We start from the raw sequence: 25,780 nt of genomic DNA, 5'->3' as shown, positions 1-25,780 counted from the left end.
TCTATTTTATAAGTGATTACCGCCAATTTTTCTTTAAATTAAGGAAAATCTTAATTGCAAACCAAAACAAGTACATGAATAAAACGATAATCATTTCTAACCGGCTCCCGCTGCAAGTAAAGCTGGAAAATGACGAATTAACTATTAAACCGAGTGTAGGCGGGCTTGCTACGGGCATGAGATCGGTTCATACGGAAGGAAATGGTATCTGGGTGGGGTGGTCCGGAGTAACGGAAGAAGAACTTACTCCCGAACTTTCCGAGAAAGTGCAGGAAGCGATTACCCGGGAAAAATGTGTGTCCGTACCTTTAAACCGACAAGATGTCGAAGATTTCTATTTCGGATTCAGTAATAAAGCGCTATGGCCATTATTCCATTATTTCTTGGAATATGCCGAATTTGACAAAGACCAATGGGAATCATACAAAGAGGTAAATCAAAAATTTGCCGATGTGGTTATAGAAAATATTGAAGACGGTGATACGGTGTGGGTACATGATTACCAGTTATTACTCTTACCCAAACTCATTAAAGACAAAAAACCTAATACTTCTATTGGTTTCTTTTTGCACATCCCTTATCCTTCCTATGAAATTTTCAGGGTTTTTCCGTGGCGTGAGGAACTACTTCACGGGATGCTAGGAGCCGACTTGCTCGGATTTCATACATATGACTATGAAAGACATTTCTTGAGTTCAGTAAAACGATTATTAAAACTGGAAGTCAATTTTAACGAAATATCATACCACGACAGAATCGTAAAAGTTGATTCGTTTCCCATGGGGATTGATTATCAAAAATTCCACAATGCAGCTCTCAAACACGAACAACGGTCACCTAACGAGAAAACAGAATTTCATCGACGTCTGGAGGATCATATTGAATCATCTCCGGATGCTAAAATCATCTTGTCAATAGACCGTTTAGACTATACAAAAGGTATTCCCAACAGAATCAAAGCCTTTGAGTTTTTCCTCGACAAATACCCACAATACAGAGAAAAAGTAAGGTTAGTGATGCTTGCCGTCCCCTCCCGATCGAACGTAGATACATATCAGAAATTAAAAAGAGAAACCGATGAATTGGTAGGCCGGATTAATGGAAAATTTGCCACTGTCAGCTGGACCCCCATCTGGTATTTTTATCGTTCCATGCCTTTTGGCAACCTCATTGACCTATATACCTCTGCGGATGTAGCCCTTATAACTCCGCTCCGGGACGGAATGAATCTTGTCGCTAAAGAATATATTGCAACCAGGGTCAATAACGACGGCGTTTTAATTTTAAGTGAAATGGCCGGAGCCTCAATAGAAATGAGCGAAGCTATATTAATTAACCCAACAAGTTATGAGGAAATCGCCGATGCAATTAAAAAAGCTATCGAAATGCCTCTGGAAGAGCAAAAAACAAGAAACCATATTCTTCAAAAAAGATTGGCGAGATATAGTGTCGAAAAATGGGCTGAAGAGTTTTTTAAATCTTTAAACGCCACTAAAACAATAAAAGAAGCAATTGTAGCAAAAAAGCTCGAAAAACATTTAAAAGATAAAATCATCTCGGAATATCATAATGCTGACAAAAAATTACTGTTACTGGATTATGACGGTACTTTGGTGGGATTTAAAAATAACCCGCAAGACGCATCTCCTGATGACCTACTTATTACACTCCTCGATAACCTCAACCAAAATGAAAATACGGATATAGTAATTATTAGTGGTCGAGATAGGGAAACTTTAAGCAAATGGCTTGGAGGGAATGGCTACAACTTAATTACCGACCATGGCGTATGGTTAAAACATGCCCATAAGGATTGGGAACCGCTTGAACGCATTAAAAAAGACTGGATGGACAAAATACTACCTGTTCTGGAAACTTTTGTAGACAGAACCCCCGGAACATTTATTGAAAAAAAGAACTACTCCTTGGCCTGGCATTACCGAAAAGCTGATCCTGAATTAGCACAAAGACGTACAGTAGAATTAAATACCGTGTTAACACACTTAATATCCAATAACGAACTCTCAGTCCTGGAGGGTAACAAAGTCGTTGAAATAAAAAGCAGTAATGTTAATAAAGGAAGGGCAGCCACTCGCTTTTTAACTGATAAAAATTATGATTTTATTATGGCTATAGGAGATGACTGGACAGACGAATACATGTTTGAAGAGTTACCGGAAAATGCAAAAACAGTGAAAGTCGGATTTAAAAACACGAAAGCCAAATACTACCTGAAAGACACCTCTGAAGTCAGGACATTGCTCAATCAATTAGTAAGTTAAGCATGAAAAAAACCACTCTTTTATTTATTCTGCTGACCGTCATTTCTGTTCAAAGTCAGACAGATACAAGAATATATAATATCGTTGAAGAGATATCAGCTCAAAGATTAGAAAAGGATATTAGCGCCCTGGCCGGTTTCGGAACACGCCACACTTTAAGCGATACCGTTTCAAACATTAGAGGAATCGGAGCCGCCAGAAGATGGGTAAAATCGCAATTCGATAAAATTTCACAAGATTGTAGCAATTGCCTGGAGGTTTTCTTCCAAAAGAACTTTGTGGAGAAAGGCTCCAACAATCGTATTGTTCATGATGTTTGGGTTATAAATGTAGTGGCCATTCAACGAGGCACCAAATATCCGAACAGATACATTATCATGAGTGGCGACATTGACTCCCGTGTTTCCGACCCCAACAATTTCACCTCTGATGCTCCGGGAGCAAATGACAACGCTTCCGGATTGGCCGGAACTATTGAAGCAGCTAGAGTTTTATCGCAATATAAATTTGAAAACAGTATTGTATATGTCGGGCTCTCGGGAGAAGAGCAAGGTCTTTTTGGAGGTAAGGGTTTGGCCGAATATGCCAAAAAAAACGGCTGGGATATAATTGGTGTACTGAATAATGACATGATCGGTAATATTGAAGGGATTGATGGGGTAATTGACAACCGTACTTTCCGGGTCTTTTCTGAGCCGGTCCCTCCTGCCGAAACCGAAAAGGAACGTAATATGAGACGGTTTTATGGTGGTGAGATTGATGGCATTTCACGACAATTGGCCAGATACATTTACAAGACAACCCAAAAATATATGCCCGAAATGAACCCGATGATGGTATACAGGCTCGACCGCTTTGGGAGGGGTGGTCACCACAGGCCATTTAACGATTTAGGATTTGCCGGGGTCAGAATTATGGAGGCTCATGAAAATTACAACAGGCAGCATCAGGATATCAGAACTGAAAATGGTATTCAATATGGTGATGTTATCGAGGGGGTTCATTTTAATTATGTAAAAAAGCTAACAGCTGTAAATGCCATCAACCTGGCAAGTATTGCATGGGCGCCTCCTGCCCCGATCGAAGTGCTCATTGGAGGTATTGTCGAACCGTCCGTAAAGTTAAAATGGAGTCAGCCGTCAGACAATAAAGATATTTTAGGATATAAAATTTATTGGAGGGATACTACATCCCCCACATGGGATCACAGCAGATTTGTCGGGAATGTAAAAGAATTTACTCTTGAGGGGATCGTTATAGATAATTATCTGTTTGGGGTCTCAGCAATTGGTAAAAACGGGTATGAAAGTATCGTAACATTTCCTTCCGGGATCATACGATAAATCAAAACATAGTAATTAGTTATCAGACTTATACCTTAATTTCCCCAGTTCAATATTTATCGCTGTCTTAGCCAATATAGTAAATAAGAATGCTCCTAAAGCCCAAATCCCAATCGTTACCCCTATTTCTATTGCGGTAGGGGTATATTCTACTATTTTTCCATAAGGACCCGGAATAAATCCCGGAACTATTAAACCAAATCCTTTCTCAATCCATATCCCTATAAATAAAATCATACATGCAAAATAAAGCACCTTCAGGTTGTTTCTCAACTTATGAAAAGTAAGGATAAATGTTGCTACAACATTTAATGAAATTGCTGTCCATATCCACGGGATCAATGCGTTCTTTCCATGTAAACCAAAAAACAGATAATAGGCACTTTCACTATGATGTGTCGGAGCATAAAATTCTTTAAACAATTCTGAAATAAGCATTATAAGATTCACCTGAGCTGCTACCGTAACAACCATCGCTATCTTTTTGATGGTCTTATCTTCTATTTTAAAGGTCGTTGAGCTTCTGATAATGGCCAATACTAAAATAATTAAAGCCGGCCCCGCTGCAAAAGCTGAAGCTAAAAACCGAGGTCCTAATAAAGCATTGTTCCAAAAAGGGCGAGCTTGCAGCCCCTGATACAAAAAAGCGGTTACCAAATGAATTCCAACGGCCCAAAAAACCGATATCAAAGCTCCTGGCAGATATACGTTATGCTTTGCCTCCTTACCCTGGTAATGGCGGAATAAGATATAAAAAGGAATACTGATATTTAAGAACAAATAACCATTTAAGACTATTACGTCCCATGTGAGCATAGAACTGGGGAAGTTAAACACCCCAATTCCCGGAATCATATGCCAAAGTACAGATGGCCCTCCCATATCTGCTATTACAAAAGCCAGACACATAATTAAAGCTGCCACAGCCAGACCTTCACCTATCAGCACTGCCTGTTTAAAATCTATATCCTTAAGTACGTAGGTTGGCATTACCAACATAACGGCTGCTGCTGCAACCCCGACTAAAAAAGTAAAGTTTGAAATATACAGTCCCCAGCTAACCCTGTCTGTCATACCTGTCACACTTAATCCCTGGTCTAATTGAATAGAGTAACAATACATCCCTATCAACATTACAAAGGTTAAGAACCCCATCCAGATATGATACTTTTTAGAGCCATGAGTTATTACACTCAAGCTGTCAACCACTAAGCTTTTAAACACCTTTAGCCTTCTCATTTCGGATACAACTTATAATTAATAACTAGTCCATGAAATACCAGAACTTAGGTTCAGTTCCCAAGTCTTCTTTCAATCGAAATACTTTTTTATTTTCCAACACCCATCTTATAGTACTGTCTGGATCCAAAAGGTTTCCAAAAATTCTGGCCCCGGTTGGACAAGCCTCGACACAAGCAGGGTTTTGACCCGATCTTGATCGCTGTACGCAAAAAGTGCATTTCTCCATTACCCCTTTTTTGCGAAGCCGATTTCCTAAATAATGCTGGTCTTTATTAATTTCTTCTTCAGGAACCTCTGGTGTACTCCAGTTAAACCTTCTTCCATCATAAGGACAAGCAGCCATACAGTACCTACACCCAACACACCAATCATAATCTACAACCACAAGGCCGTCATCCTCACGCCATGTAGCCTGTACCGGACATACATCAACACAGGGAGGATTATCGCAATGAAAACACTGAGTTCCTAGATAAAAATGTCCTTCAGCCGGAACTTCATGGTAATAATTATCATCTGCCTCTCCAAAATTTAATCCTTTTCCATCTTTCATCTCATGAATTCGAATATATTCCATCTGAGAGTTTCGGTCTTGATTGTTTTCTTTTACACAAGCCGTAACACAATCCATATATCCCTGGCATTTGGAAATATTAAAAGCATACCCGAACAGCACATTTTCTTCCGCATCTTTAGAAGACATGCTTATATTTTTTCCTGTACGTAACTGGTATGATCGAACAAGCCTGTCTACCGTTGCCTTCTTTTCCTCATCCGTCATCAACTTGTAATTTCCCTTAAATTGTTCTTCCCAGTCTATCTGTGCTTTTTCTTTACTTTCATCACCAGCCATCATACTACATGATGTACTAACCGCACCTGCTCCTATCATCAAACTGGCCGTTAGTTTTCTGAAAGCCGTTCTGCGATCCATTTTCACATCAAAAACCTGTTCAAAGCCATCTTTATGGCGCTCCTCACCGATTCCGGTATTATTAGTTGTATTCCCTGAACCACAGCTTCCGGTTGTGCCTCCACAACTACACGATGACGGAGCTTTATTCTTTTTTCCGATGTTTAATGATAACCATTTTTTATCGCTCATACCTTATTAGTGTTTTTCTTTACAACTATTTTCGCTCTCGTACTTTTTGAGTATTAAATCGGGCAGGCCATTTAGGCTGAATAGCCGGCTGATGAGGATTGTGACAATTAACACATGTCATCGATACTCTTGGTGGAGCCCAACCACCAATACGTTTACCATGAGCTCCGCCTTTCCAGTCCTCAAATTGTTTACTGTGACACTGACTACAGAGTTGATAACTCTTATTAAAATCAATACCGGCACCGGTTATGCTTTTAAGGGCATTCGTGTTTTTCCCATCATGACAAGTAACACAATTCATGGTATTCTCCTGAGCATGAATCAACTTCACATCCCAATGTGCTTTTTGACCATCATTTAAATCTACCCCATGCATTTGATCGAGTGGCTTGGTATGACACTCGGTGCAGGCATAGGATTTGATCTGAGACTTTCGTTCAGGAATCAAAAAAGTGTGAGATCCTTCTGTAATTTCCACTGTTTTTAAATCTCCGGTAAACTCTTCAGATGAAATCACAGTGCCGTGATAGTTTTTGCTTTTAGCTTCAATTTTATCATTTATACTATGATATTCACCTTCCTTATGTTTACAAGATTGTAACAGAATACCTGAAAAAAGGATAGATAATACACCGGATATGAACTTATAATTATTTTTCATTGCTATTTCTTATAAAAACACCTATCGATTCAGCATCATTATTATTTAACACATGGCACTGTCTGCAATTAATTCGTTCGGGATGTGTAACTCTGATTTCTTTTGGCGCTGCAGGACCGGCATGACAAGCCAGACAGTTTTCTCTCATTTGAATCTGATGAGGAATAACAGGTGGGCTACCCTGCAAGGCATTATTCACGCCCACTTCCGGTGGGGAAAGTTTAACAAAATCGGTTTTCTTAAACAAAGTGTTTGTGTTTTGGGAAACATGACACTGACGACAATTAATCATTTCAGGGTGTGGTGTTACCGGAGCATAGGCATTAAACTTTTGAACGAAACCACCATTTTGATGACATTGCAAGCACGTATTTTCACCGAAGCTGAATTCGTTTTTCACCGGATGCGGGATACTTGGAGGTGCTCCTTGATAAGCTCTGTTGTTATAATAAGTCCCCAATGATCTCTGATGATTTTCATCTACAGGCATGTTTGCGTAATCAAGTGCATATTGAGAGCGCTGGAACACGCCACTCTCTGATGGAATTACCGGAGTAATCCTATCGCCATTCAAAGGTATATACGCCTCTTTTAAGCCCTCCTGATAGCTATGGTTCCATACCGTAATAAAAGCTAAAAAAAGTAACACAAAAAATGATATAATGCCTATACGTTTTCTCATGGTTTTAAGCTTTTTCAACTCTTACAGCACATTTTTTATAATCAGGTTCTTTAGAGATCGGACAAAAAGAATCCAGTGTAATATCATTTATAAGCATTGATTCATCAAAAAACGGAACAAAAACCTGCATAGGAGCCGGGATACCCCGCTGCTTAACAGATGCAGGCAAAGTAATCTCTCCTCTTCTTGTTGTCAGTTTTACTTTGTCTCCGTTCTTTATTTGCATTCGGTCAGCGTCTTCCGGGTTTAATTCAACGTATGCATGCGGCATCGCTTTATGAAGTACCGGTATTCTTCTGGTCATTGATCCCGTGTGCCAGTGTTCAACTACCCTGCCGGTATTTAGCCAGAACGGATATTCTTTGTCTGGCTCCTCAGGTGCAGGTTCATAAGGCCGTTGCCAGATTACAGCTTTGCCGTCCGGCTTTCCGTAAAAATGAAATTCTCCATCATTGGTACACGCAGGATCGTATTTAGCATTAAAACGCCATTTGGTTGGTTTTCCTTCAACGTACGGCCATTGCATTCCCGGATTTTCCTTCAAAACTTCTAACGGAGCCATATTATGCTTTTTATTATCGTGATGCTTACGATACTCCGAATATATTTCCTCAATATGAGTGTCCTTTTTATAATAGAATTGTTTTTCGTAACCCATTCGTTTTGCAACCTCAACAATTTGCCAGGTATCACTCATGGCTTCACCCGGAGGTGCTACCATCTGTTCAAAATATTGTGTTCTGCGTTCCGAATTTCCATACATCCCCTCTCGTTCAATCCACATAGCCGAAGGCAATATAACATCCGCTATGTCTGTTGTCGGCGTCGGATAAACATCTGAAACCACTATAAAGCGCCCTTCCTTTTTAGCACCATCGCGATAACGTTTCAGCTTTGGCATTGTTACCATGGGATTGGTTACCTGTATCCACATAAAGCGGATATCTCCCCTGTCTAAAGCTCTGAACATTTCAACAGTGTGATACGTTGGTTTTGCCGGGATGTTCTCAACAGGCACATCCCAGATTTTAGCTGCAAATTCCCGGTGTTCTTTATTCGTCACAACACCATGTGGCAGCTTATGTGTTAAAGTACCTACCTCTCTAACGGTACCACATGCGCTTGGCTGTCCGGTTAGAGAGAACGGACTATTTCCCGGCGTTGATATTTTTCCGGTAAGCAAGTGAATATTATACACAAGGTTATTAATCCAGGTTCCTCTGGTGTGTTGGTTCATTCCCATACACCATAATGACATTACTTTCTTATTAGGGTCGCCATAAAACGATGCCATATATTTAATATCTTTAGCAGAAACACCAGCATATTTTTCTACTTTTTCCGGAGTATAGTCTTCCAGGAACTTTTTGTAAGCTTCAAAATCAATTTTTTCCGGTTGGTCTTTAAAGCTATTTATATCTTCCAGTCCGTAACCGATATCGGTCAGACCTTTATTTATATTACAATATCTGGCTACGAATTCATTATTTACCCACCCGTTATTGATAATTTCATAACAAATAGCATTGGCTACAGCTAAATCAGTTTGCGGCAAAAATAAAATCGACTTATCGGCTGCCATACTGGTCCGGGTTGTACGCGTAGCAAAATCAATAATTTTAGCACCACGCTTCATTCGTTGGTCTAATAACCTGGAAAACAAAACCGGATGCATTTCTGCCATATTATTTCCCCACAAGATAAAAACATCTGCATGATCTATATCGTCATAACACCCCATAGGTTCATCAATACCAAAAGAAGTCATAAAACCGGTAACGGCACTCGCCATACATAAACGGGCATTAGCCTCGACATTGTTCGTTCCTATACACCCCTTAAACAATTTGGATGCCACGTAACCGTCAGGAATAGTCCATTGACCGGAACCATATATTGAAACAGCATCCTTGCCATGGTCATTAATCGTTTCCTTCATTTTAGCGGCTATAAGATCTAAGGCATCATCCATTGAAGTCTCTACATAACGGCCATTTTGTTTTACCAGCGGCTTGGTTAGTCTGTCTTTTCCATATAAAGCCATTACAGAATGATACCCCTTAACACAGCATAAACCCTTATTTACCGGTGATTTCGGATCTCCTTTAACCGCAACGGCTTTTCCGTTTTCTACTCCTACTAAAACACCACATCCCACACCGCAAAACCTGCATGGTGCTTTTTTCCAATTTAAATTTCCATCTGGTAGCCCTTTCTCTTGTTCTTCGGCAAATAAAATACCGGGAAACATTGTTGCCGCAGCGGTCATTGCCGACAACACGGCCATTTTTTTAATAAAACTTCTTCTATTCGTTAAAGAGGTATACATATGCCTTAATTTTTTTCTTTTGGAGTTTCGAAACCGGAGACCATGGTTAATAATTTTAAACTGGAGATAGCATCCAGCCTGCTTTTAAGGATTTCTTCTTCTTGATTATTGGAAGTATCTGTTACAATAATGAGTAACTCTTCATTTTGAGCAGGAATAACTTCACATCCTTCGATACAAGATAATTCTTGGATCAATTTGTCCTTTTTACCTTCATAAGGATGAGCTAAATAGCTTATTATCGGCATTATAGAAAGGTTGTTTTGGTTGAATCACATACAAATTACAAAAAAATATTGATGTTAAAAGATGACATTTATCACAAAACCTTTTTTTTAAATTTCGCTATATTTGAAGGTAAATAACGGTATTGAGCCTTTTTCATAATATAAAAACAAAACATTAATTAACCTATGGTTAGTATTTCTGAGGCATATCATCAAATCATCAAGAATTCCGTTTCTCTATCAAGTCAGTTTGTAGACCTTAACAAGGCTACATCCTATTATTTATCAGAAGATGTAATTTCTCCCATCCATATGCCGCCATTCAGGCAATCTGCCATGGACGGGTATGCACTAAATTTACACGAAAATGAACAGTATAATTTAATTGGAGAGATAAAAGCTGGTGATTCCCGGCAAATAATATTAAACCCGGGCGACGCAGTCAGGATTTTCACAGGGGCTCCTGTTCCAGATTCTGCCAACGCCGTAATTATGCAGGAGAAGGTGGTTGTAGATGAAAATCGCCTCAAAATCGAGTCCCGGATTTCTCCTCAAGAAAATATTCGTCCCATCGGCGAACAAGTTCAACTTGGAAAGATAGCGCTTCCAAAAGGAACCCTGTTAACCCCGGCTGCGATTGGTTTTTTAAGCTCACTAGGAATCGCCAGAGTTAATATTACCCGAAAACCAAGCATCGCTATTGTGAGCACAGGAAATGAACTTATAGCTCCGGGTGAATTGCTTGAAAGAGGTAAAATCTATGAAAGCAATATAACAATGCTCTATTCGGCACTGAATTCTGTTAACTTTCACGATATTGAAACCTTTAGGGTAAAAGATGATTATGAAGCCACCCTCGAACTTATCGATAAGTTAATGAATGACTATGAAATGGTTATAATTACCGGCGGAATATCTGTCGGAGATTATGATTTTGTAGGGAAAGCATTAAAAGAATTAAAGGTTAAAGAATTATTCTACAAAGTAAAGCAAAAACCCGGAAAACCCCTTTATTATGGAAAAAAAGGCAAAACCACTGTTTTCGGATTGCCGGGAAATCCGGCTGCCGCCTTAAGCTGTTTTTATATCTATGTCAGAACATGTTTAGAATTAATATCAGGGAATAAAAATCATCACTTGTCTGAATTTAAAGCCTCATCAGTCAATGAGTTTGTTAAAAAAGGCGACAGGCCTCAATTTTTAAAAGCTATCTTCAATGGAGATACTGTAGAAATACTGGAAGGTCAAAGCTCTGCTATGTTACAAACATTTGCCATTGCCAATGCTTTGGTTTTTATCCCTGAAGAAGTACAGAAAATTAATATGGGTGATGTTGTTGAAGTGATCCCTCTACCAGTTTAATGATGAATTACAAAATAAAAAGCAGAATATGGATTGAGGCCGATGATCATGTATTATTAGGGCATGGCAGGGTTAAACTATTAAAGTCTATTGAAGAATACGGTTCTCTTTCTAAAGCCGCAAAATCACTCAATATGTCATATAAAAAGGCCTGGGATCTGATTGACGCCATAAACAAATCATCAGAAAAGCCTGTTGTCGAAACTGCTATTGGAGGAAAAAATGGCGGAGGTACGAACATTACTAAATATGGAAAGAAGCTAATAGAAGCGTTTGAAGAAATCAATAAAAAGTGCTGGGATTTTTTAGATCAGCAAACCAGTCGGATTGAAAGTTTATGATCGATAATCTTATTATGATATGGCCTTTTTTACTGGCATTACCCATAGTATCGTTTTTATACGCTACTGTTGGTCATGGCGGTGCCAGTGGCTATTTGGCACTAATGGCCCTGTTTTCTTTTGCGCCTGAAGTAATGAAACCTACAGCGCTCCTGTTAAACTTGTTTGTAGCCGGAATTGCTTTTTATCATTACTATAAAGAAGGTTATTTTAATAAAAAACTTTTTCTGTTATTTTCTTTGGCCTCCGTTCCTATGGCTTTTATTGGAGGTACAATTGAATTAGATGCCTCGATCTACAAAAAAATCCTGGGAGTATTATTAATCTTTGCCATTTTAAAAATGCTTAATGTATTTGGTAAAGAAAGTGATATTATTAAAGACGTGAAAGTCTGGCAGGGACTCTTGGTTGGTGGTGCTATCGGTTTTTTTTCCGGACTTATAGGTATTGGTGGTGGTATCATCCTCAGTCCGGTAATACTATTGCTTCATTGGGGGAAAATGAAAGAAGCAGCCGCTGTTTCAGCTCTTTTTATCTGGGTAAATTCAGCAGCGGGACTGATCGGCCAAATCAGTACAGGTGTTACCCTGGACTATCAATCTTTTGCTTTAGTAGGCATAGCGATAATTGGCGGTTTTCTGGGCGGTTTTCTGGGTAGTAAAAAATTCAGCAATAATAATCTAAGATACTTGCTTGCTTTTGTACTGGTGTTAGCTTCCATTAAATTATTTTTAGTGTAAATGATCCATAAAAATAACATAACAGGAATTATACTTGCGGGTGGCAACAGTACCCGAATGGGTACAGATAAAGGACTCTTAAACTATAACAACAAATCCTTTATCAATGTCATTGCCGATGCTATACAGCCTCTTGTAAATAATGTTATGCTTATAAGCAGTCGCCAGGTACATGACACATCAGGGATCAAACGATATGACGACATTTTTCCGGATGCAGGACCATTAGCAGCCATCTATACCGGATTATATCATTCAGAAACTGTATTTAATTTGGTTGTAAGCTGTGATGTTCCGCTTATATCACCAACTGTGTTAAAAAAACTGATCGGTCATGCAGACGGATCAGATGTGGTACAGTTTAAAATAGCCTCTGATACCATGCCTCTGGTAGCTTTATACAAGAAATCCTGTATGCCGATTATTTATGAATTGTTACAAAACAATGAAAAAAGGGTATGGATGGCGCTCAATCGATTAAACGTTAAAACAGTTGAATTAGAAAAAAAATACTGGAAATTGTTATCCAATGTGAACACAAAAAAAGAATTTATAAAAATCCAGTCCATGATCAAAGTACGTTATTTTGGAATGTTAGCAGAAGTTACTCAATGCAGCGAAGAACTTATAGTGTTTTCCGGCACAACAGTTCATGAACTTTCATCTATACTTTTGATTAAATATCCTAAACTTAATGAAATGCATTATCAGTTTGCTCAAAATAATGATATTGTAGATGAATCATCTCCTGTAATTACCGGTGAAATTGCTTTATTACCGCCTTTTGCCGGCGGATAAATTTTATACGATGACTAATAGATACAACAGACATATTATTCTTTCTGAAATTGGTACTGAGGGCCAAAAAAAGATAAATCAGGCCAAAGTCCTTGTTATTGGGGCCGGCGGACTTGGTTGTCCTATTTTACAATATTTGGCAGCAGCCGGCGTAGGTACGCTTGGAATCATAGATTTTGATATCGTAGATGAAACTAATTTACAACGTCAGATTCTATATGGCAAAAGCACTCTTGGAATGAATAAAACACGAGCCGCCAAAAAGCGGTTGGCAGACCTCAACGATCAGATTATAATCAATACCTATCCGGAAACTTTAACGTTTCAAAATGCGCTGCCTCTCTTTGCCCAATATGATATTATTGTTGATGGCAGTGATAATTTTGAGACCCGGTATTTGGTAAACGACGCCTGTATTCTCTCCAGGAAACCTTTAGTTTACGGCGCCATATTCAAGTTTGAAGGGCAGGTAGCCGTCTTTAACTATAATAACGGGCCCAGCTACAGATGCCTGTTCCCTACCCGACCACCTGAAGGAAGTGTTCCTAACTGTTCTGAAATCGGAGTACTGGGAGTATTACCCGGCATTATAGGCACACTGCAAGCCAATGAAACCCTGAAGCTTATTCTTGGTATCGGAGAGCCTCTAAACGGAAAACTATTGTGTTACAATGCTCTCAACAATCAAACCATTACATTGAATGTAAACCGTATCGAGGAACAAATTGATAAAGTTTTACAGGAGAGATCCGTTTTTGAACAAAAGGAATTATCTGTTTTTTGCGAAACAAACACACTCATTTCCATAAAAGATATTCCGGCTATAAATGATGTCCGGTTTATCGATGTCAGAGAGTCACATGAAGAACCAAAATTAAAAACTCACAACGTTATAGAAATTCCGTTGACTAAACTTTCAGGGGAAGTTGATAAATTACCGGACTCCGGAACCAAAATTTTCTTTTGTCAATCAGGAATCAGAAGTAAAAAGGCCCTTGAAATAGCTCAAAAAAATACGATAAGTTCATGCTTTTCTTTAAAAGAAGGAGCTCATGAACTGTTACAACATTTAAAAAGTATTCATCATGAAAACGCATAAGCCTAAAAACGTATTTACAGAAGGGGCCGTAAGTGCCGATTTTATAGCCAATTCCATTGCCAGGCACCAGACTAAAACCAGTATTGGAGCCCATGATATTTTTCTGGGTCAGGTTCGTGCTGATGAATCAGACGGTAAAACGGTCACAGCTATCGATTACACGGCACATGTAGAAATGGCTAATGAAAAATTTTACGAGATACGTGAAGCTGCCTTCGAAAAATTCGACTTAACATGTATGCATATTCATCATAGTCTAGGAAAGGTAAATGCCGGGGAAATCTGTTTGTTTGTTTTTGTTTCATCTCCCCGAAGAAAAGAAGTCTTTAAAGCCATCGAATACCTTGTAGAAGAGATCAAAGCCAAAGTTCCAATTTTTGGGAAAGAGATTTTTGAAGACGAAACACACCAATGGAAAGTTAATAATTAAGCTATGGTCGATATTACATATAAAATAAACACCTTAAGAGTTGCTACTGCACAGGCAATCGTGAAAGTAAGCAAACAAGAAACGATCGATGCCATTCAAAACAGCACTGTTCCCAAAGGCGATGTTTTTTCTATGAGCAAGGCTGCAGGACTGCTGGGTGTAAAAAAAACCCCGGAACTTTTACCCGACTGCCACCCTATGCCGATTGAATTTACGGGCATCGATTATGAGATTAGCGGATTAGAAATTACCGTCCTGTGCACCGTTAAAACTATTTATAAAACAGGCGTAGAAGTTGAAGCTATGCACGGAGCAAGTATCGTTGCTTTAAATATGTATGATATGTTGAAGCCCCTTGATAAAGATATTGAAATACATCAGGTAAAACTACTTGGCAAAAAAGGCGGAAAATCAGATTATACCGATCGTTTTAGAAAAGATATCAAAGCTGCCGTAGTCGTTTGCTCAGATACTATTTTCAAAGGAGATAAAGAAGATAAAGCAGGAAAGGCCATCATCTCAAGGCTGGAAGCTTGTAATGTCGGTATACAAGACTATACTGTAATCCCTGACGAACAAGATCTTATTCGTGAAAAGTTAAGAAATTATCAATCGCAAGGTGCTGATCTCATTATTTTTACAGGAGGGACAGGCTTATCCATACGCGACGTAACACCTGAAGCATTATCTTCCATGCTGGATAGGCGCATACCAGGTATTGAAGAAGCCATAAGAAGCTATGGACAGAACAGAATGCCATATGCCATGCTATCCAGAAGTGTGGCCGGAACTTATAAAGACAGTCTGGTTTTAGCGCTTCCGGGATCTACAAACGGAGCAAAAGAGTCTATGGATGCCATATTCCCGTTTGTATTACATCTGTTCAGAATTTTTAAAGGTGCCAGACACGACTGATTGTAAACGACCTCGGGGCAAGTCCACGAGAGGGTCAAGCGTAAAGAAAAGGTCTGGTAGCCCTTTTTAGCGATGGAGCCGGCCGGCGCATGGCAAAACATTTCGACGCAAGCCCTATGAAATTCCTTTAGGAACATTTCACAAGGGCAAGCGTCGGAGCATTTAAATCTCGATGACCGAGTAAAATCATGGAGACAACCCAGGAGAATAAAATAATACTATTATAACAAGCGAAGAAACGTCATTAGAAAAGTTATGGCGAAAGACAACAACATATTAACGGACAAATTTAACAGAGAACACACTTATTTGCGTATCTCACTAACTGAACGTTGCAACTTACGATGCACATATTGCATGCCGGCAGACGGGGTTGTGCTATCTCCTAAATCCCATATCATGAACTTCGAGGAAATTTATGATATTGCCAGGCTCTTCGTTAAGCATGGTGTTTCTAAAATAAGGATTACCGGTGGTGAACCGTTGGTAAGAAAAGATGCTGATATTATCCTTAAAAAACTAGCTTCACTTCAAGTTGAATTGGCCATAACTACGAACGCTGTAAATGTTGAAAGGCACATTGACACTTTGAAAGCGTGCAATATTCGAAAAATAAATGTAAGCCTCGATTCTCTGAATCCAGAAAAATTCAACACTGTTACCAGAAGAAATTATTTTGAAAAAGTCTATAATAATATCCTTTTGCTCATTAAAGAAGGTTTTGATGTAAAAATGAATACAGTACTTATAAAAGACTTCAACGATGATGAAATTACAGACTTTATCAACCTGACCAGACTTCACGATATCTGCGTCCGCTTTATTGAATTCATGCCCTTTGATGGGAATAAATGGGATATATCTAAAATGGTCTCTTACAAAAACATCATGGATCGGGTTTATACTACTTTTAAGGCTGACGAAGTGATTCGGTTAAAGGATGCACCCAATGATACATCCAAAAATTACGCCATAGAAGGTTACAAAGGTTCTTTCGCTATTATCAGTTCAGTAACAAATCCATTTTGCGATTCATGTAACAGGCTACGGTTGACTGCAAACGGTAAAATGAAAAATTGTTTATTCTCATCTACCGAGACTGATTTGTTGACACCGCTCAGGGAAGGGAAATCTATAGAGTCTACTATTCAAAAACATGTACTCGCTAAATACAAAATGAGAGGCGGTATGGAGACCCTCGAAAAACTGAAAAATCCGAAGTTACATACTAAAAACCGCAATATGACTACCATAGGAGGGTAAACACCTGCCACCCCTCATAATATTTATAAGGTTTACACCTCTGCTTTTATACCCCTTTCAGACAATTGCTCTTTCAGTTCACAAACATTAAAATGGTGATAATAACCTTATTACTATTTATTATATAACACAAAATGCTTAACTTTATAATATCTTATTAATCAGAACCTTATATTAACCAACATCATAAAATCATGTGTAAAAATTTATTAACTCTCGTATTATTTGCATTCTGCATATGCACATTGCATTCCCAAAGTAGATCTTCCGACTTCACAAAATTTAGAGACATGCGGGCCAGCTCAGCTGAATATCAATTCAAAGAGATGGGATACAAATTAGCCGGAGTAGAAAAAAGCAGCTCCAGCATTATTCAATATTGGTATAATGATAGACGGAGAAGCTGTGTTGCTGCCACTATTAATGATGGTAAAGTCCGCTTTGTAGTAGAAACCAAGAACCAAAATTGCTATGACCGAATGAACGGATCATCTGATAGACATGACAACCGTTATAATGATCGTTCCAATAACCGTAACGACAGGGTAAACAACCTTGATGATATCAAAGGTATGCTGGATTGGAAGGCATATAACGCACTAGACCGTATGGGGTATGACCGTCAACATAACTTTCATGATGACGGACGTGATTATACTGTCTGGTATAATTCACGTTTAAAAAAATGTATTAAAACATGGGAATCCGGTGGATATATCAAAGGTGTGGCAGGATCAAATGAATGTAACAATGTTAACCATGTAAAAGGTTGGGACAGATATAAAGCATATAGAGAATTAGAAAATATGGGGTACCGGGAGCAAAGAGGTTTTCGTGATGATGGCCGAGATTATAAAGTTTGGTATAACTATAGAGCCAGAAAATGTATAAAAACCTGGGAAAGTAACGGAAAAATAGCCGGGGTAGCCGGATCCAACAGATGTGACTAAAACATAAAACAATTGTGTCGGTAACCTGTCCCGGAACATTTAAATTCTCCGATTATCGGGTAAAACGGCAGGAGAAGAATAATAACGATTCTTCTCCTGCCGTTTTTAAATAATAATCAGGCACAAAATCATCCTTCCTGAATATTAATCAAGTACCTGGAGCTATTTCATTATTTGACAATCTATGTTAATACTCCCTGCCTATACCGGAATATTATTTAGGTTTTCCTATAACCTGTCCGTACACCGCCTGAATGATCTTTGTTAGACTGTCATCATATGAGTTTACTCCAAGACCGGTTACTGACATTTTCATTGAAATGCCTAACTTGCATTTTGAAACCTAATATGACTCTCTACAGGAGAACAAGATGAATAAGCCCATACATTATTTTAAAAACAGGTCGGCATGGCGTGCCTGGCTACTTGAAAATCATTCTATATCAGAAGGAGTATATCTGATCTTTTATACAGTCGGCAGTGATTTTGAAAGTATGAGATGGGAAGAGGCTGTACAGGAAGCCCTTTGTTTTGGATGGATCGACAGCACCGTAAAAAAAATTGGTACTGAAAAAAGAAAACAATATTTCTGTCCAAGGAAAGAGAAAAGTGTCTGGAGCAAACTTAATAAAACCTATATCGAGCAACTTATCAAAGCAGATTTAATGCATGAGGCCGGGTTATCCAAAATTAAAATTGCCAAACAAAACGGAAGTTGGAAAGCTTTAGATGATGTTGAGAATCTGGTAGTCCCCCCTGATCTGCAAAGTGAATTTGATAAAAACGTCATTGCCTTCAATAACTATTCTTCATTTAGCAAGACCTACAAAAAGAGTTACCTGTATTGGTTAAATCAAGCCAAAAGAGAAATCACAAGGCAAAAACGCATTCAGGAAATAATTATACTATGTGAGCAAAATATTAAATCGAGAAATAACCGTTAACACCACTTTAAGAATTTTTCAGTCCGTATTCTTTATTTTAGGCAAAATTTTTCCTAAACTCCTTTATTATTGCAAAAAGTAGCTCAAAGATCACGATTCTACAGAAAGATCCATAAATGGATCGCTGTGCCCTTAATGTTGTTCATGTTTGTAATGGGTGTTACCGGTTTGCTGCTTGCCTGGAAAGAACCTCTTAATTTTAAACCAGCCTCTGCCAAAGTTGAAAAATCGGCCACTTCGTATAGATCGCTGGGAGAAATTGAAGCTATTGCTAAAAATTTTATTAAAGACTCCCTGCACCTCTCATCAACCCTCAACCGTATTGATTTCAGACCAACAAAAGGGATTGCCAAAATCCGGTTTGAAGATCATTTCACAGAATTGCAGATCGATTGCTATACAGGAAAAGTTATTTCTGTCGAACAAAGAACCGCCGATATCATAGAAATGATCCACGATGGTTCCATCGTCGACTTTTTCGTAGGCACGAACAATGATGAATCTAAATTGATATACTCAACATTAACCTCCATAGGACTTATCATTTTATCTGTCAGCGGTTTTTATTTATGGTTCTTACCAAAGAAGATTAAAAAGATCAAATCAAAAGGGCATTAACAAGACTTTAAGAATTAAAAAATCTCTTTTAATTATTTTTAGCTTTTTACATTCTGAATCAAAATGAACCCAACTATGAAAAGAATTCTATACTTTCTTTTAATCCTTTCATCTATAACACTTACGGCCCAGGAATTTTCTATGGAGCTGATAAAAAACATGAAGCCCAGGAACATAGGCCCGGGAGGGATGAGTGGCCGGGTTACAGCTATTGATGTTGTTCATAACACCCCGGATATCATGTACGTCGGTACGGCCTCGGGAGGATTATGGAAATCTACTTCAGGCGGCATCAAATGGGAACCAGTCTTTGATAATGAAGTTACTGCTTCTATCGGTTCTGTTGCCATTCAACAGTCAAACCCTTCCGTTATCTGGGTTGGAACGGGCGAAGGGAATCCAAGAAACAGTTTAAACGGAGGATATGGAATTTACAAATCCCTGGATGGTGGCAAAACATGGACATCAATGGGACTTGAAAAAACAAGACATATACACAGGATCATAATCGACCCGACCAACCCCGATGTCGTTTATGCCGGAGCCATTGGTTCTCCGTGGGGGAAACACGAAGAAAGAGGCGTTTATAAAACAGCAGACGGAGGAAAAACATGGAAGAGAATACTGTACACCAATAAAAAATCGGGGGTTGCTGATATGGTAATGGATCCCGGTAATCCTAATAAACTCATTGCAGCCATGTGGGAACATAAACGCGATCCCTGGTTCTTTAAATCCGGGGGTGAAGGAAGCGGCCTGTATATGACCCATGACGGTGGTGAAAACTGGAAAAAGTTAACCGATGAAAACGGCTTGCCAAAAGGCGAACTCGGAAGGATCGGTATTGCCATTGCTAAAAACAAGCCCGATATAGTTTATGCATTGGTAGAATCTGAAAAAAATGCCTTGTATAAAAGTGAAGACGGGGGGGTTAAATGGTCGAAGATTAATGAAAAACAAGATATAGGCAATCGACCGTTTTATTATTCAGAAATATATGTAGATCCTGAAAATGAAAATCGGGTATTTTCGATCTTTACCTATGTAAATGTTTCCGAAGATGGAGGCAAAAACTTTTCCCAGTTAATGCCTGCTTATGGTTCCGAATATGGCATCCACCCGGACCATCATGCCTGGTGGATCCATCCTGAAGATGGCAATTTCATGATCGACGGGAACGACGGGGGAATGGCGATTACCCGGGACGGCGGTAAAACATGGCGGTTTATCGGAAACCTTCCCGTTGCTCAATTCTATCATATTTCTGTCGATAATGAATTCCCGTACAATGTGTATGGGGGAATGCAGGATAATGGTTCGTGGAGAGGGCCTGCTTATGTATGGAAAACCCAGGGAATCAGGAATTCTTATTGGCAGGAAATCGCTTTTGGAGACGGATTTGACGTTGTTCCTGACAAAGACAATTCCCGATATGGCTATGCCATGAGCCAACAGGGATATGTACAGCGCTACGATTGGATAACAGGCGACAGCTATTCAGTAAGGCCAACGCACCCCGATCCTGACATGAAGCTACGTTTCAACTGGAACTCCGCCATAGCACAGGACCCGTTTCATAGTTCTTCCGTTTATTTTGGAAGCCAGTTTGTACATAAAAGCACCGATAAGGGGCTAACATGGGAAATTATTTCTCCGGATCTTACTACAAACAACCCGAACAAACAAAAACAGAGTGAAAGCGGTGGACTCACAATGGATGCCACCGGGGCTGAAAACCATTGTACGATTTTGGTTATCGAGCCTTCGCCTGTTGAAAAAGGTACGCTATGGACAGGCTCGGATGATGGGAAAGTACACATCACACGTGATGGCGGTAATACATGGACAGATATTTCCAAAGGACTGAAAGGCTTGCCTGAAGGAAGCTGGATTGCACAAATTAAAGCCTCTAATAAAAATAAAGGAGAAGCCTTGCTGATTGCAAACGACTATAGAAGGTTTAACTATACCCCGTATGCATACCGCACTAAAAATTATGGTAAAACCTGGGAGCGTATTGTTGACGAAAAAGACGTTGAAAGTTTCACATTAAGTATTATTGAAGATATAAAGGAACCTGGATTACTTTTCTTAGGAACCGATGATGGACTATATATTTCTTTTGATGCCGGACACAAGTGGACGAAATGGACAAAAGGGTATCCTACCGTTCCTACTGCCGATCTGGCTATTCACCCCCGGGAACACGACCTTATCATTGGAACTTTCGGCCGTGCCGCTTGGGTACTGGATGATATCAGACCATTACGGGAAATCGCTCAAAATATAAACATACTTCAAGAGGAGATCGTACTATTCGACCCGCCGACAGCTTATCAGGCCGCATATCAACAACCCACAGGAAGCCGTTTCGGCGGGCATGCCATGTACAGCGGAGACAACAGGCAGGCTGGAGCCATGATCACATACTACCTTAACAAAAAAGAAGAAAAGAATAAAAAAGAGGCTCCAGAAGAAGATAAAACCAACGAAGGAAACAGAAAAACAACTAAAGATACCGTCAAACTTAAAATTTACGATGGAGATCGACTTATCAGGACATTAAAATATAAAACGCCAAAAGAAAATGGAATACATCGCATATTCTGGAACATGGATGAAAAGGGAGCTGACTCTCCAGGCAGAATCATCCATACAGCTCAAACAGAAAGGAGTGGTGTTTCTGTAAAACCGGGTACGTATACGATAAAAATAATCTATGGCGATCTTTGTAAGGAAACCTCGGTTACAGTAGAAAGTGATCCGCGATTGAATATTTCGCTGGCTGGAATTAATGAAAAATACACTGCATACAAAACACTAGAGTCTTATCAGCAAACAACTGCCGATGCTGTAAAACAATTAGTGGAAAGCAAGCATACTGCATCCGATTATCAAAAAGACCTTGAAAAACTGGACAAGAAAAAATACATCGAAGAAATTAAAGCCTCGAAAGAAATTTCGAAAAAGATCGATTCAGTAATAAACATCTATTTGGGGAAAATAGATAAGAGACAGGGAATAACCCGTAGTACCGATCCTACTGTCAGCAGCAGGATTTCAAGTGCCCGATATTATGTTGCCAGCAGACCCGAAGGTATTACTGCAACAGAAAAAAGACTGATGGCCCAGGCAAAAGAAGCTTTAGAGGCAGCGCTGAAAACTACCAACACTTTCTTTCATAAAGAATGGGCTGCTTACCGGGAAAAAATGAAAGCTGCGGAATTTTCCAGGTTTAAAAAAACCGAAACATTTAATATTAATCCATAAATAATTTATAAGCAATGATGAAAAACCGATTATTGGTCGTTTGTATTTTCTTAACTACACTTTTTGTAAAAGCTCAGGATCAGGGAGAAGACGAACTGGGGGCATGGTATATGTATTTCGGAAACTATAAACTTTCTGAAAAATTCAGCCTTCATACGGAAGCCCAGTTCAGATATTATGAAGTGACTGATAATTTTAACCAGATGTTATTACGAACTGGTATCAATTACCATATCAATGATCGTTTCATGGTCACAGCAGGCTATGGTTATATTGAAACTGATGCATTGTATGCTGAATTTCAGAACGAACCAAATGCCTCCGAAAACAGGATTTACCAGCAATTGGTCGTAAAAGACAACTGGGGTAAGTTCAGGTTAAATCACCGATACCGGTTAGAACAACGCTTTTTGAGTGCTGCTGGAAACAGCGATTTTCAAAACAGGGTTCGATACAGACTACAAATTACATACCCGCTATCTGAAACCTTCTTTATGAATGTCTATGACGAAATTTTCCTGAACCTTCAGGATACGGTTTTCGGACAAAACAGGTTATACGGGGCCCTGGGAGCAAAAATCAACAATAATGTAAGTGTACAACTAGGGTATCTGAAAAATCACTTTAGCAATACAAAGTTTGACCGTTTACAACTGGGTGTATTCATTAATGCAGATTTATCTGGAAATGAAAAGCTGTAATTTTGTATAACAATATTATATAATTACCTTTAAGTTTCGAAACAGAAAAAACATGTAATATGAAAAAAATATCGTTATCTCTGGTTGCTATTTCAGCTCTTTTTCTAACCGTATCTTGTAAATCCGATACCAAAAAAGAAAAGAAAGAAGAGGTTATAGAAGAAACAACGACAACTATCGAAGAGAAAATCGAAGAAGTTAAAAAGATCACCATCGAATTAACTCCCAAGAGTGAATCAACCGTAAAAGGAAGCGCCGTATTCAGGGAGGAGAATGGCGAAGTAAGCCTGACAGCTGTGTTTGAAGGCCTGACACCCGGCGAACACGCTATTCATCTTCACGAGAAAGCAGATTGCAGTTCTCCTGATGGTACATCTACCGGAGGTCATTGGAATCCTACTTTTGAACAACACGGTAAATGGGGTGATGAAACCGGATACCATAAAGGTGATATCGGCAACTTTACTGCAGATGAAAACGGTAACGGGACCATCACTTTCAAAACAGACGAATGGTGTATCGGATGTGAAGATGAAACTAAAAACATTGTTGGTAAAGCAGTCATCGTTCACCAGGGAACAGACGATTTCACATCTCAACCAAGTGGTGCTGCCGGAGCAAGAGTAAGCTGCGGAGGCATTATCGAATAATTTCCCCGAAAAATAAACTTATATAAAGAGGTTGTTTAAAAAGTATTAAAAGTGGTGTCACACTTATTTTATTTCAGGATCTCATCACCTTTTAAATCTTTTTGTTTTTGAGAACCTGAAACGAGTTCAGGCTAACGAAAATAGACTTTTTAAACAACCGCTTTATAAATCATAGGGCTGTTTTTTTAACCTTTTAAGTACGATATCTAAACATCTTCGGTTATTAGTTTTCGAAATATGTCTTACTTTTGAAATACAAATAGCTTTACATGAATCCCTCAACGCAAGGTTGGATAAATAAATTTGGCTCATTAATTAAAGAGAAAGAAGAACTCTTTGCTAATGAAGAAGATTTATATACTGTTTTAAGGACTTCCGGTTTTGTGTATGGAGCAAATGTAGAAGTATTACCTTTCTTGAATTATCACCTGGACTACAGTGAAGATGAATTAGCTAAAATAAACCTAATCACAGCCTTATTCTTTACCTATACCTTTCATCACCAAAAAACAGATTTTAACGTTTTTATCAATGAAGCGGTAAACTTTTATAAAGAATTAGAAGGCGAGAACTTTTCATTTATAGACAAGCTTTTCGGAGGTGCTAAAACGGACTCCAAATTAGAAAAATACCTGCATTCCAGAGTACAAATCGATGAAAATATCCTGACGAAAAGTTTTAATAAGATCATTACGAACTCTTTGCTTTATGTCGACGTTTTAACGTTTGATCACTATCTTAAAACCAAGGAATCTCCAAAAGAATATGCCAAAAAATTAGAACGCATCATTATAAACCTTGCATACCATACCTTGCTTTCAAAAGAAGAAAAAACTAAAAATGACGAACAGCTCCTCTATCTGTTCGAAGCATCCTTATCTTATCATCAAAACACCTCAGTAAAAGACTTCGACGGCACATACCTGAGCGAACTAAAATCCGGGCTGAACAAAGCCGAACAAAAATATCTTATTGACATCGCCTGTATGGCTGCCTGGGAAGATAAAACCTTCGAGTATAAAGAATCTGATTTTATTTTCGGTATCGGTCACGATTTGGGGCTCAAAGAAACGGCTATTGAAGAATCTCTTGAGCATGTTACTGTTTTTTTCAATACCAATAAAGAAAAGATTAGCATTTTTAAAGTTGCGAATCCCGCCAAACAATTCTACGACAATGCCAACCAGACGGTAAAAAAACTTATAACCCGAAACAGTAAAAGGCTATCGAAAGAACTTTCGCAAAGTAAAGAACTCTTGTTTTTACTTAGCAAATCAACAAGCCAGGAATTATCTGACGATGAACGTAAAAAGGTGCGTGAGCAACTACTCGATATTTTTAAGTCTATTCCTTCACTAGCTATATTTGCCTTACCAGGTGGCGCAATATTATTGCCTCTGTTTATCAAACTTATCCCAAAGTTATTACCCTCCGCCTTTGATGATAACCGCGTTGAAGAATAATCGATTTACACTCCCTTAAAAAACACAGTAGATTCTTATCACACAGATTTGGTATAATCTGTGTAAGAAAAAATCAAGCAAAGGATCGCCAAAGTTTCTTTTGACACCCCTGCTATATTTTTTATCTCAATATCAGGATCAACTAAAAATAGCTTACCTTAGTAGAACCCCGTGGTAAACCCACAAGGCATTCATATAAAAAACACTTTGGTTTTGAGGCCGGTCCTTTGAAATCATTCAGAAGTATTTCACAGGGGAAAGTCTCGGAACTATAGATAGTTAACGAGATTAAATATCGATTGCCGGGTAATTACCCTAATTATAATCGATCATGGTATAACTGCGTATTTTTTCAATCCATA

General features: G+C 38.8%; 23 protein-coding genes. 17 read left to right on the top strand and 6 right to left on the bottom strand.

Features of this window, described 5'->3' with window-relative positions; genetic code table 11:
* Nucleotides 1–74: 74 nt before the first annotated feature.
* Entirely contained in the window at nt 75–2,282 is a 2,208-nt protein-coding gene (locus MQE36_RS11140; RefSeq protein ID WP_242936052.1) for a bifunctional alpha,alpha-trehalose-phosphate synthase (UDP-forming)/trehalose-phosphatase, read from the top strand.
* Nucleotides 2,283–2,284: 2 nt separating this feature from the next.
* Nucleotides 2,285–3,625, top strand: a complete 1,341-nt coding sequence (locus tag MQE36_RS11135) for a M28 family metallopeptidase (protein ID WP_242936051.1) — start codon at nt 2,285–2,287, stop codon at nt 3,623–3,625.
* A gap of 15 nt (nt 3,626–3,640) precedes the next feature.
* On the opposite strand, the gene dsrP is transcribed toward MQE36_RS11135, so the two are convergent.
* The 6 genes from dsrP to MQE36_RS11105 are packed head-to-tail and all read right to left on the bottom strand — an operon-like array spanning nt 3,641 to nt 9,844.
* Nucleotides 3,641–4,864 (bottom strand): sulfate reduction electron transfer complex DsrMKJOP subunit DsrP, encoded by a 1,224-nt coding sequence (gene dsrP, locus MQE36_RS11130; protein WP_242936050.1) that lies wholly within the window; start codon nt 4,862–4,864, stop codon nt 3,641–3,643.
* Nucleotides 4,865–4,889: 25 nt separating this feature from the next.
* Nucleotides 4,890–5,972, bottom strand: coding sequence for a 4Fe-4S dicluster domain-containing protein (locus tag MQE36_RS11125; RefSeq protein WP_242936049.1), 1,083 nt, complete (start codon nt 5,970–5,972; stop codon nt 4,890–4,892).
* 25 nt (nt 5,973–5,997) lie between these two features.
* A complete protein-coding gene (locus MQE36_RS11120; RefSeq protein WP_242936048.1) occupies nt 5,998–6,636 on the bottom strand; it encodes a cytochrome c3 family protein in 639 nt (212 codons plus the stop codon).
* Nucleotides 6,626–7,318, bottom strand: coding sequence for a nitrate reductase cytochrome c-type subunit (locus tag MQE36_RS11115; RefSeq protein ID WP_242936047.1), 693 nt, complete (start codon nt 7,316–7,318; stop codon nt 6,626–6,628). Before MQE36_RS11115 ends, MQE36_RS11120 begins: the two co-directional genes overlap by 11 nt.
* A gap of 4 nt (nt 7,319–7,322) precedes the next feature.
* The gene (locus tag MQE36_RS11110; protein ID WP_242936046.1) at nt 7,323–9,647 is read right to left on the bottom strand and encodes a molybdopterin-dependent oxidoreductase; all 2,325 of its coding nucleotides are present in this window, start codon (nt 9,645–9,647) and stop codon (nt 7,323–7,325) included.
* Nucleotides 9,648–9,652: 5 nt separating this feature from the next.
* Nucleotides 9,653–9,844, bottom strand: a complete 192-nt coding sequence (locus tag MQE36_RS11105; RefSeq protein WP_242936045.1) for a hypothetical protein — start codon at nt 9,842–9,844, stop codon at nt 9,653–9,655.
* A gap of 216 nt (nt 9,845–10,060) precedes the next feature.
* On the opposite strand from MQE36_RS11105, the gene MQE36_RS11100 reads away from it, so the two are divergent.
* The 15 genes from MQE36_RS11100 to MQE36_RS11030 all read left to right on the top strand — a co-directional run bounded on the left by MQE36_RS11100 (nt 10,061) and on the right by MQE36_RS11030 (nt 25,418).
* Nucleotides 10,061–11,236, top strand: a complete 1,176-nt coding sequence (locus MQE36_RS11100) for a molybdopterin molybdotransferase MoeA (protein WP_242936044.1) — start codon at nt 10,061–10,063, stop codon at nt 11,234–11,236.
* Nucleotides 11,236–11,577: a winged helix-turn-helix domain-containing protein gene (locus tag MQE36_RS11095; RefSeq protein ID WP_242936043.1), complete on the top strand. Its 342-nt coding sequence runs from the start codon at nt 11,236–11,238 to the stop codon at nt 11,575–11,577. Before MQE36_RS11100 ends, MQE36_RS11095 begins: the two co-directional genes overlap by 1 nt.
* On the top strand, nt 11,574–12,317 hold the full coding sequence (locus MQE36_RS11090) for a sulfite exporter TauE/SafE family protein (protein WP_242936042.1): 744 nt from the start codon (nt 11,574–11,576) through the stop codon (nt 12,315–12,317). Before MQE36_RS11095 ends, MQE36_RS11090 begins: the two co-directional genes overlap by 4 nt.
* Complete coding sequence (locus tag MQE36_RS11085; protein ID WP_242936041.1) at nt 12,318–13,115, top strand: NTP transferase domain-containing protein; 798 nt, start codon at nt 12,318–12,320, stop codon at nt 13,113–13,115.
* Nucleotides 13,116–13,125: 10 nt separating this feature from the next.
* A complete protein-coding gene (gene moeB / locus MQE36_RS11080) occupies nt 13,126–14,214 on the top strand; it encodes a HesA/MoeB/ThiF family protein (protein WP_242936040.1) in 1,089 nt (362 codons plus the stop codon).
* On the top strand, nt 14,201–14,644 hold the full coding sequence (locus tag MQE36_RS11075) for a molybdenum cofactor biosynthesis protein MoaE (protein ID WP_242936039.1): 444 nt from the start codon (nt 14,201–14,203) through the stop codon (nt 14,642–14,644). The genes moeB and MQE36_RS11075 overlap by 14 nt, the downstream gene beginning before the upstream one ends.
* A 3-nt stretch (nt 14,645–14,647) precedes the next feature.
* Nucleotides 14,648–15,559, top strand: a complete 912-nt coding sequence (moaCB, locus tag MQE36_RS11070) for a bifunctional molybdenum cofactor biosynthesis protein MoaC/MoaB (RefSeq protein ID WP_242936038.1) — start codon at nt 14,648–14,650, stop codon at nt 15,557–15,559.
* A 255-nt stretch (nt 15,560–15,814) separates the two neighbouring features.
* Nucleotides 15,815–16,822 (top strand): GTP 3',8-cyclase MoaA, encoded by a 1,008-nt coding sequence (moaA, locus tag MQE36_RS11065; RefSeq protein WP_242936037.1) that lies wholly within the window; start codon nt 15,815–15,817, stop codon nt 16,820–16,822.
* 290 nt (nt 16,823–17,112) lie between these two features.
* A complete protein-coding gene (locus MQE36_RS11060; RefSeq protein WP_242936036.1) occupies nt 17,113–17,772 on the top strand; it encodes a hypothetical protein in 660 nt (219 codons plus the stop codon).
* Nucleotides 17,773–18,143: 371 nt separating this feature from the next.
* On the top strand, nt 18,144–18,716 hold the full coding sequence (locus tag MQE36_RS11055; RefSeq protein WP_242936035.1) for a YdeI/OmpD-associated family protein: 573 nt from the start codon (nt 18,144–18,146) through the stop codon (nt 18,714–18,716).
* 69 nt (nt 18,717–18,785) lie between these two features.
* Nucleotides 18,786–19,334 carry a PepSY-associated TM helix domain-containing protein gene (locus tag MQE36_RS11050; protein WP_242936034.1) on the top strand — a complete coding sequence of 183 codons (549 nt, stop codon included), beginning with the start codon at nt 18,786–18,788 and terminating at the stop codon, nt 19,332–19,334.
* 75 nt (nt 19,335–19,409) lie between these two features.
* On the top strand, nt 19,410–22,604 hold the full coding sequence (locus MQE36_RS11045; protein WP_242936033.1) for a WD40/YVTN/BNR-like repeat-containing protein: 3,195 nt from the start codon (nt 19,410–19,412) through the stop codon (nt 22,602–22,604).
* A 14-nt stretch (nt 22,605–22,618) separates the two neighbouring features.
* Nucleotides 22,619–23,305: a DUF2490 domain-containing protein gene (locus MQE36_RS11040; protein WP_242936032.1), complete on the top strand. Its 687-nt coding sequence runs from the start codon at nt 22,619–22,621 to the stop codon at nt 23,303–23,305.
* Nucleotides 23,306–23,364: 59 nt separating this feature from the next.
* Complete coding sequence (locus MQE36_RS11035; protein WP_242936031.1) at nt 23,365–23,955, top strand: superoxide dismutase family protein; 591 nt, start codon at nt 23,365–23,367, stop codon at nt 23,953–23,955.
* 269 nt (nt 23,956–24,224) lie between these two features.
* Entirely contained in the window at nt 24,225–25,418 is a 1,194-nt protein-coding gene (locus MQE36_RS11030; RefSeq protein ID WP_242936030.1) for an LETM1-related biofilm-associated protein, read from the top strand.
* The last annotated feature ends 362 nt before the right edge of the window (nt 25,419–25,780 follow it).

The sequence above is a fragment of the Zhouia spongiae genome (assembly GCF_022760175.1).
GTDB lineage: Bacteria > Bacteroidota > Bacteroidia > Flavobacteriales > Flavobacteriaceae > Zhouia > Zhouia spongiae.
This window is presented reverse-complemented; position numbering and strand designations above follow the sequence as displayed.

What these genes read in the sequence shown, in the direction of transcription:
- MQE36_RS11140 (WP_242936052.1), top strand. Translation starts at nt 75, where the DNA reads ATGAATAAAACGATAATCATTTCTAACCGGCTCCCGCTGCAAGTAAAG.
- MQE36_RS11135 (WP_242936051.1), top strand. Translation starts at nt 2,285, where the DNA reads ATGAAAAAAACCACTCTTTTATTTATTCTGCTGACCGTCATTTCTGTT.
- dsrP (WP_242936050.1), bottom strand. Translation starts at nt 4,864, where the DNA reads ATGAGAAGGCTAAAGGTGTTTAAAAGCTTAGTGGTTGACAGCTTGAGT.
- MQE36_RS11125 (WP_242936049.1), bottom strand. Translation starts at nt 5,972, where the DNA reads ATGAGCGATAAAAAATGGTTATCATTAAACATCGGAAAAAAGAATAAA.
- MQE36_RS11120 (WP_242936048.1), bottom strand. Translation starts at nt 6,636, where the DNA reads ATGAAAAATAATTATAAGTTCATATCCGGTGTATTATCTATCCTTTTT.
- MQE36_RS11115 (WP_242936047.1), bottom strand. Translation starts at nt 7,318, where the DNA reads ATGAGAAAACGTATAGGCATTATATCATTTTTTGTGTTACTTTTTTTA.
- MQE36_RS11110 (WP_242936046.1), bottom strand. Translation starts at nt 9,647, where the DNA reads ATGTATACCTCTTTAACGAATAGAAGAAGTTTTATTAAAAAAATGGCC.
- MQE36_RS11100 (WP_242936044.1), top strand. Translation starts at nt 10,061, where the DNA reads ATGGTTAGTATTTCTGAGGCATATCATCAAATCATCAAGAATTCCGTT.
- MQE36_RS11095 (WP_242936043.1), top strand. Translation starts at nt 11,236, where the DNA reads ATGATGAATTACAAAATAAAAAGCAGAATATGGATTGAGGCCGATGAT.
- MQE36_RS11090 (WP_242936042.1), top strand. Translation starts at nt 11,574, where the DNA reads ATGATCGATAATCTTATTATGATATGGCCTTTTTTACTGGCATTACCC.
- MQE36_RS11085 (WP_242936041.1), top strand. Translation starts at nt 12,318, where the DNA reads ATGATCCATAAAAATAACATAACAGGAATTATACTTGCGGGTGGCAAC.
- moeB (WP_242936040.1), top strand. Translation starts at nt 13,126, where the DNA reads ATGACTAATAGATACAACAGACATATTATTCTTTCTGAAATTGGTACT.
- MQE36_RS11075 (WP_242936039.1), top strand. Translation starts at nt 14,201, where the DNA reads ATGAAAACGCATAAGCCTAAAAACGTATTTACAGAAGGGGCCGTAAGT.
- moaCB (WP_242936038.1), top strand. Translation starts at nt 14,648, where the DNA reads ATGGTCGATATTACATATAAAATAAACACCTTAAGAGTTGCTACTGCA.
- moaA (WP_242936037.1), top strand. Translation starts at nt 15,815, where the DNA reads ATGGCGAAAGACAACAACATATTAACGGACAAATTTAACAGAGAACAC.
- MQE36_RS11060 (WP_242936036.1), top strand. Translation starts at nt 17,113, where the DNA reads ATGCGGGCCAGCTCAGCTGAATATCAATTCAAAGAGATGGGATACAAA.
- MQE36_RS11055 (WP_242936035.1), top strand. Translation starts at nt 18,144, where the DNA reads ATGAATAAGCCCATACATTATTTTAAAAACAGGTCGGCATGGCGTGCC.
- MQE36_RS11045 (WP_242936033.1), top strand. Translation starts at nt 19,410, where the DNA reads ATGAAAAGAATTCTATACTTTCTTTTAATCCTTTCATCTATAACACTT.
- MQE36_RS11040 (WP_242936032.1), top strand. Translation starts at nt 22,619, where the DNA reads ATGATGAAAAACCGATTATTGGTCGTTTGTATTTTCTTAACTACACTT.
- MQE36_RS11035 (WP_242936031.1), top strand. Translation starts at nt 23,365, where the DNA reads ATGAAAAAAATATCGTTATCTCTGGTTGCTATTTCAGCTCTTTTTCTA.
- MQE36_RS11030 (WP_242936030.1), top strand. Translation starts at nt 24,225, where the DNA reads ATGAATCCCTCAACGCAAGGTTGGATAAATAAATTTGGCTCATTAATT.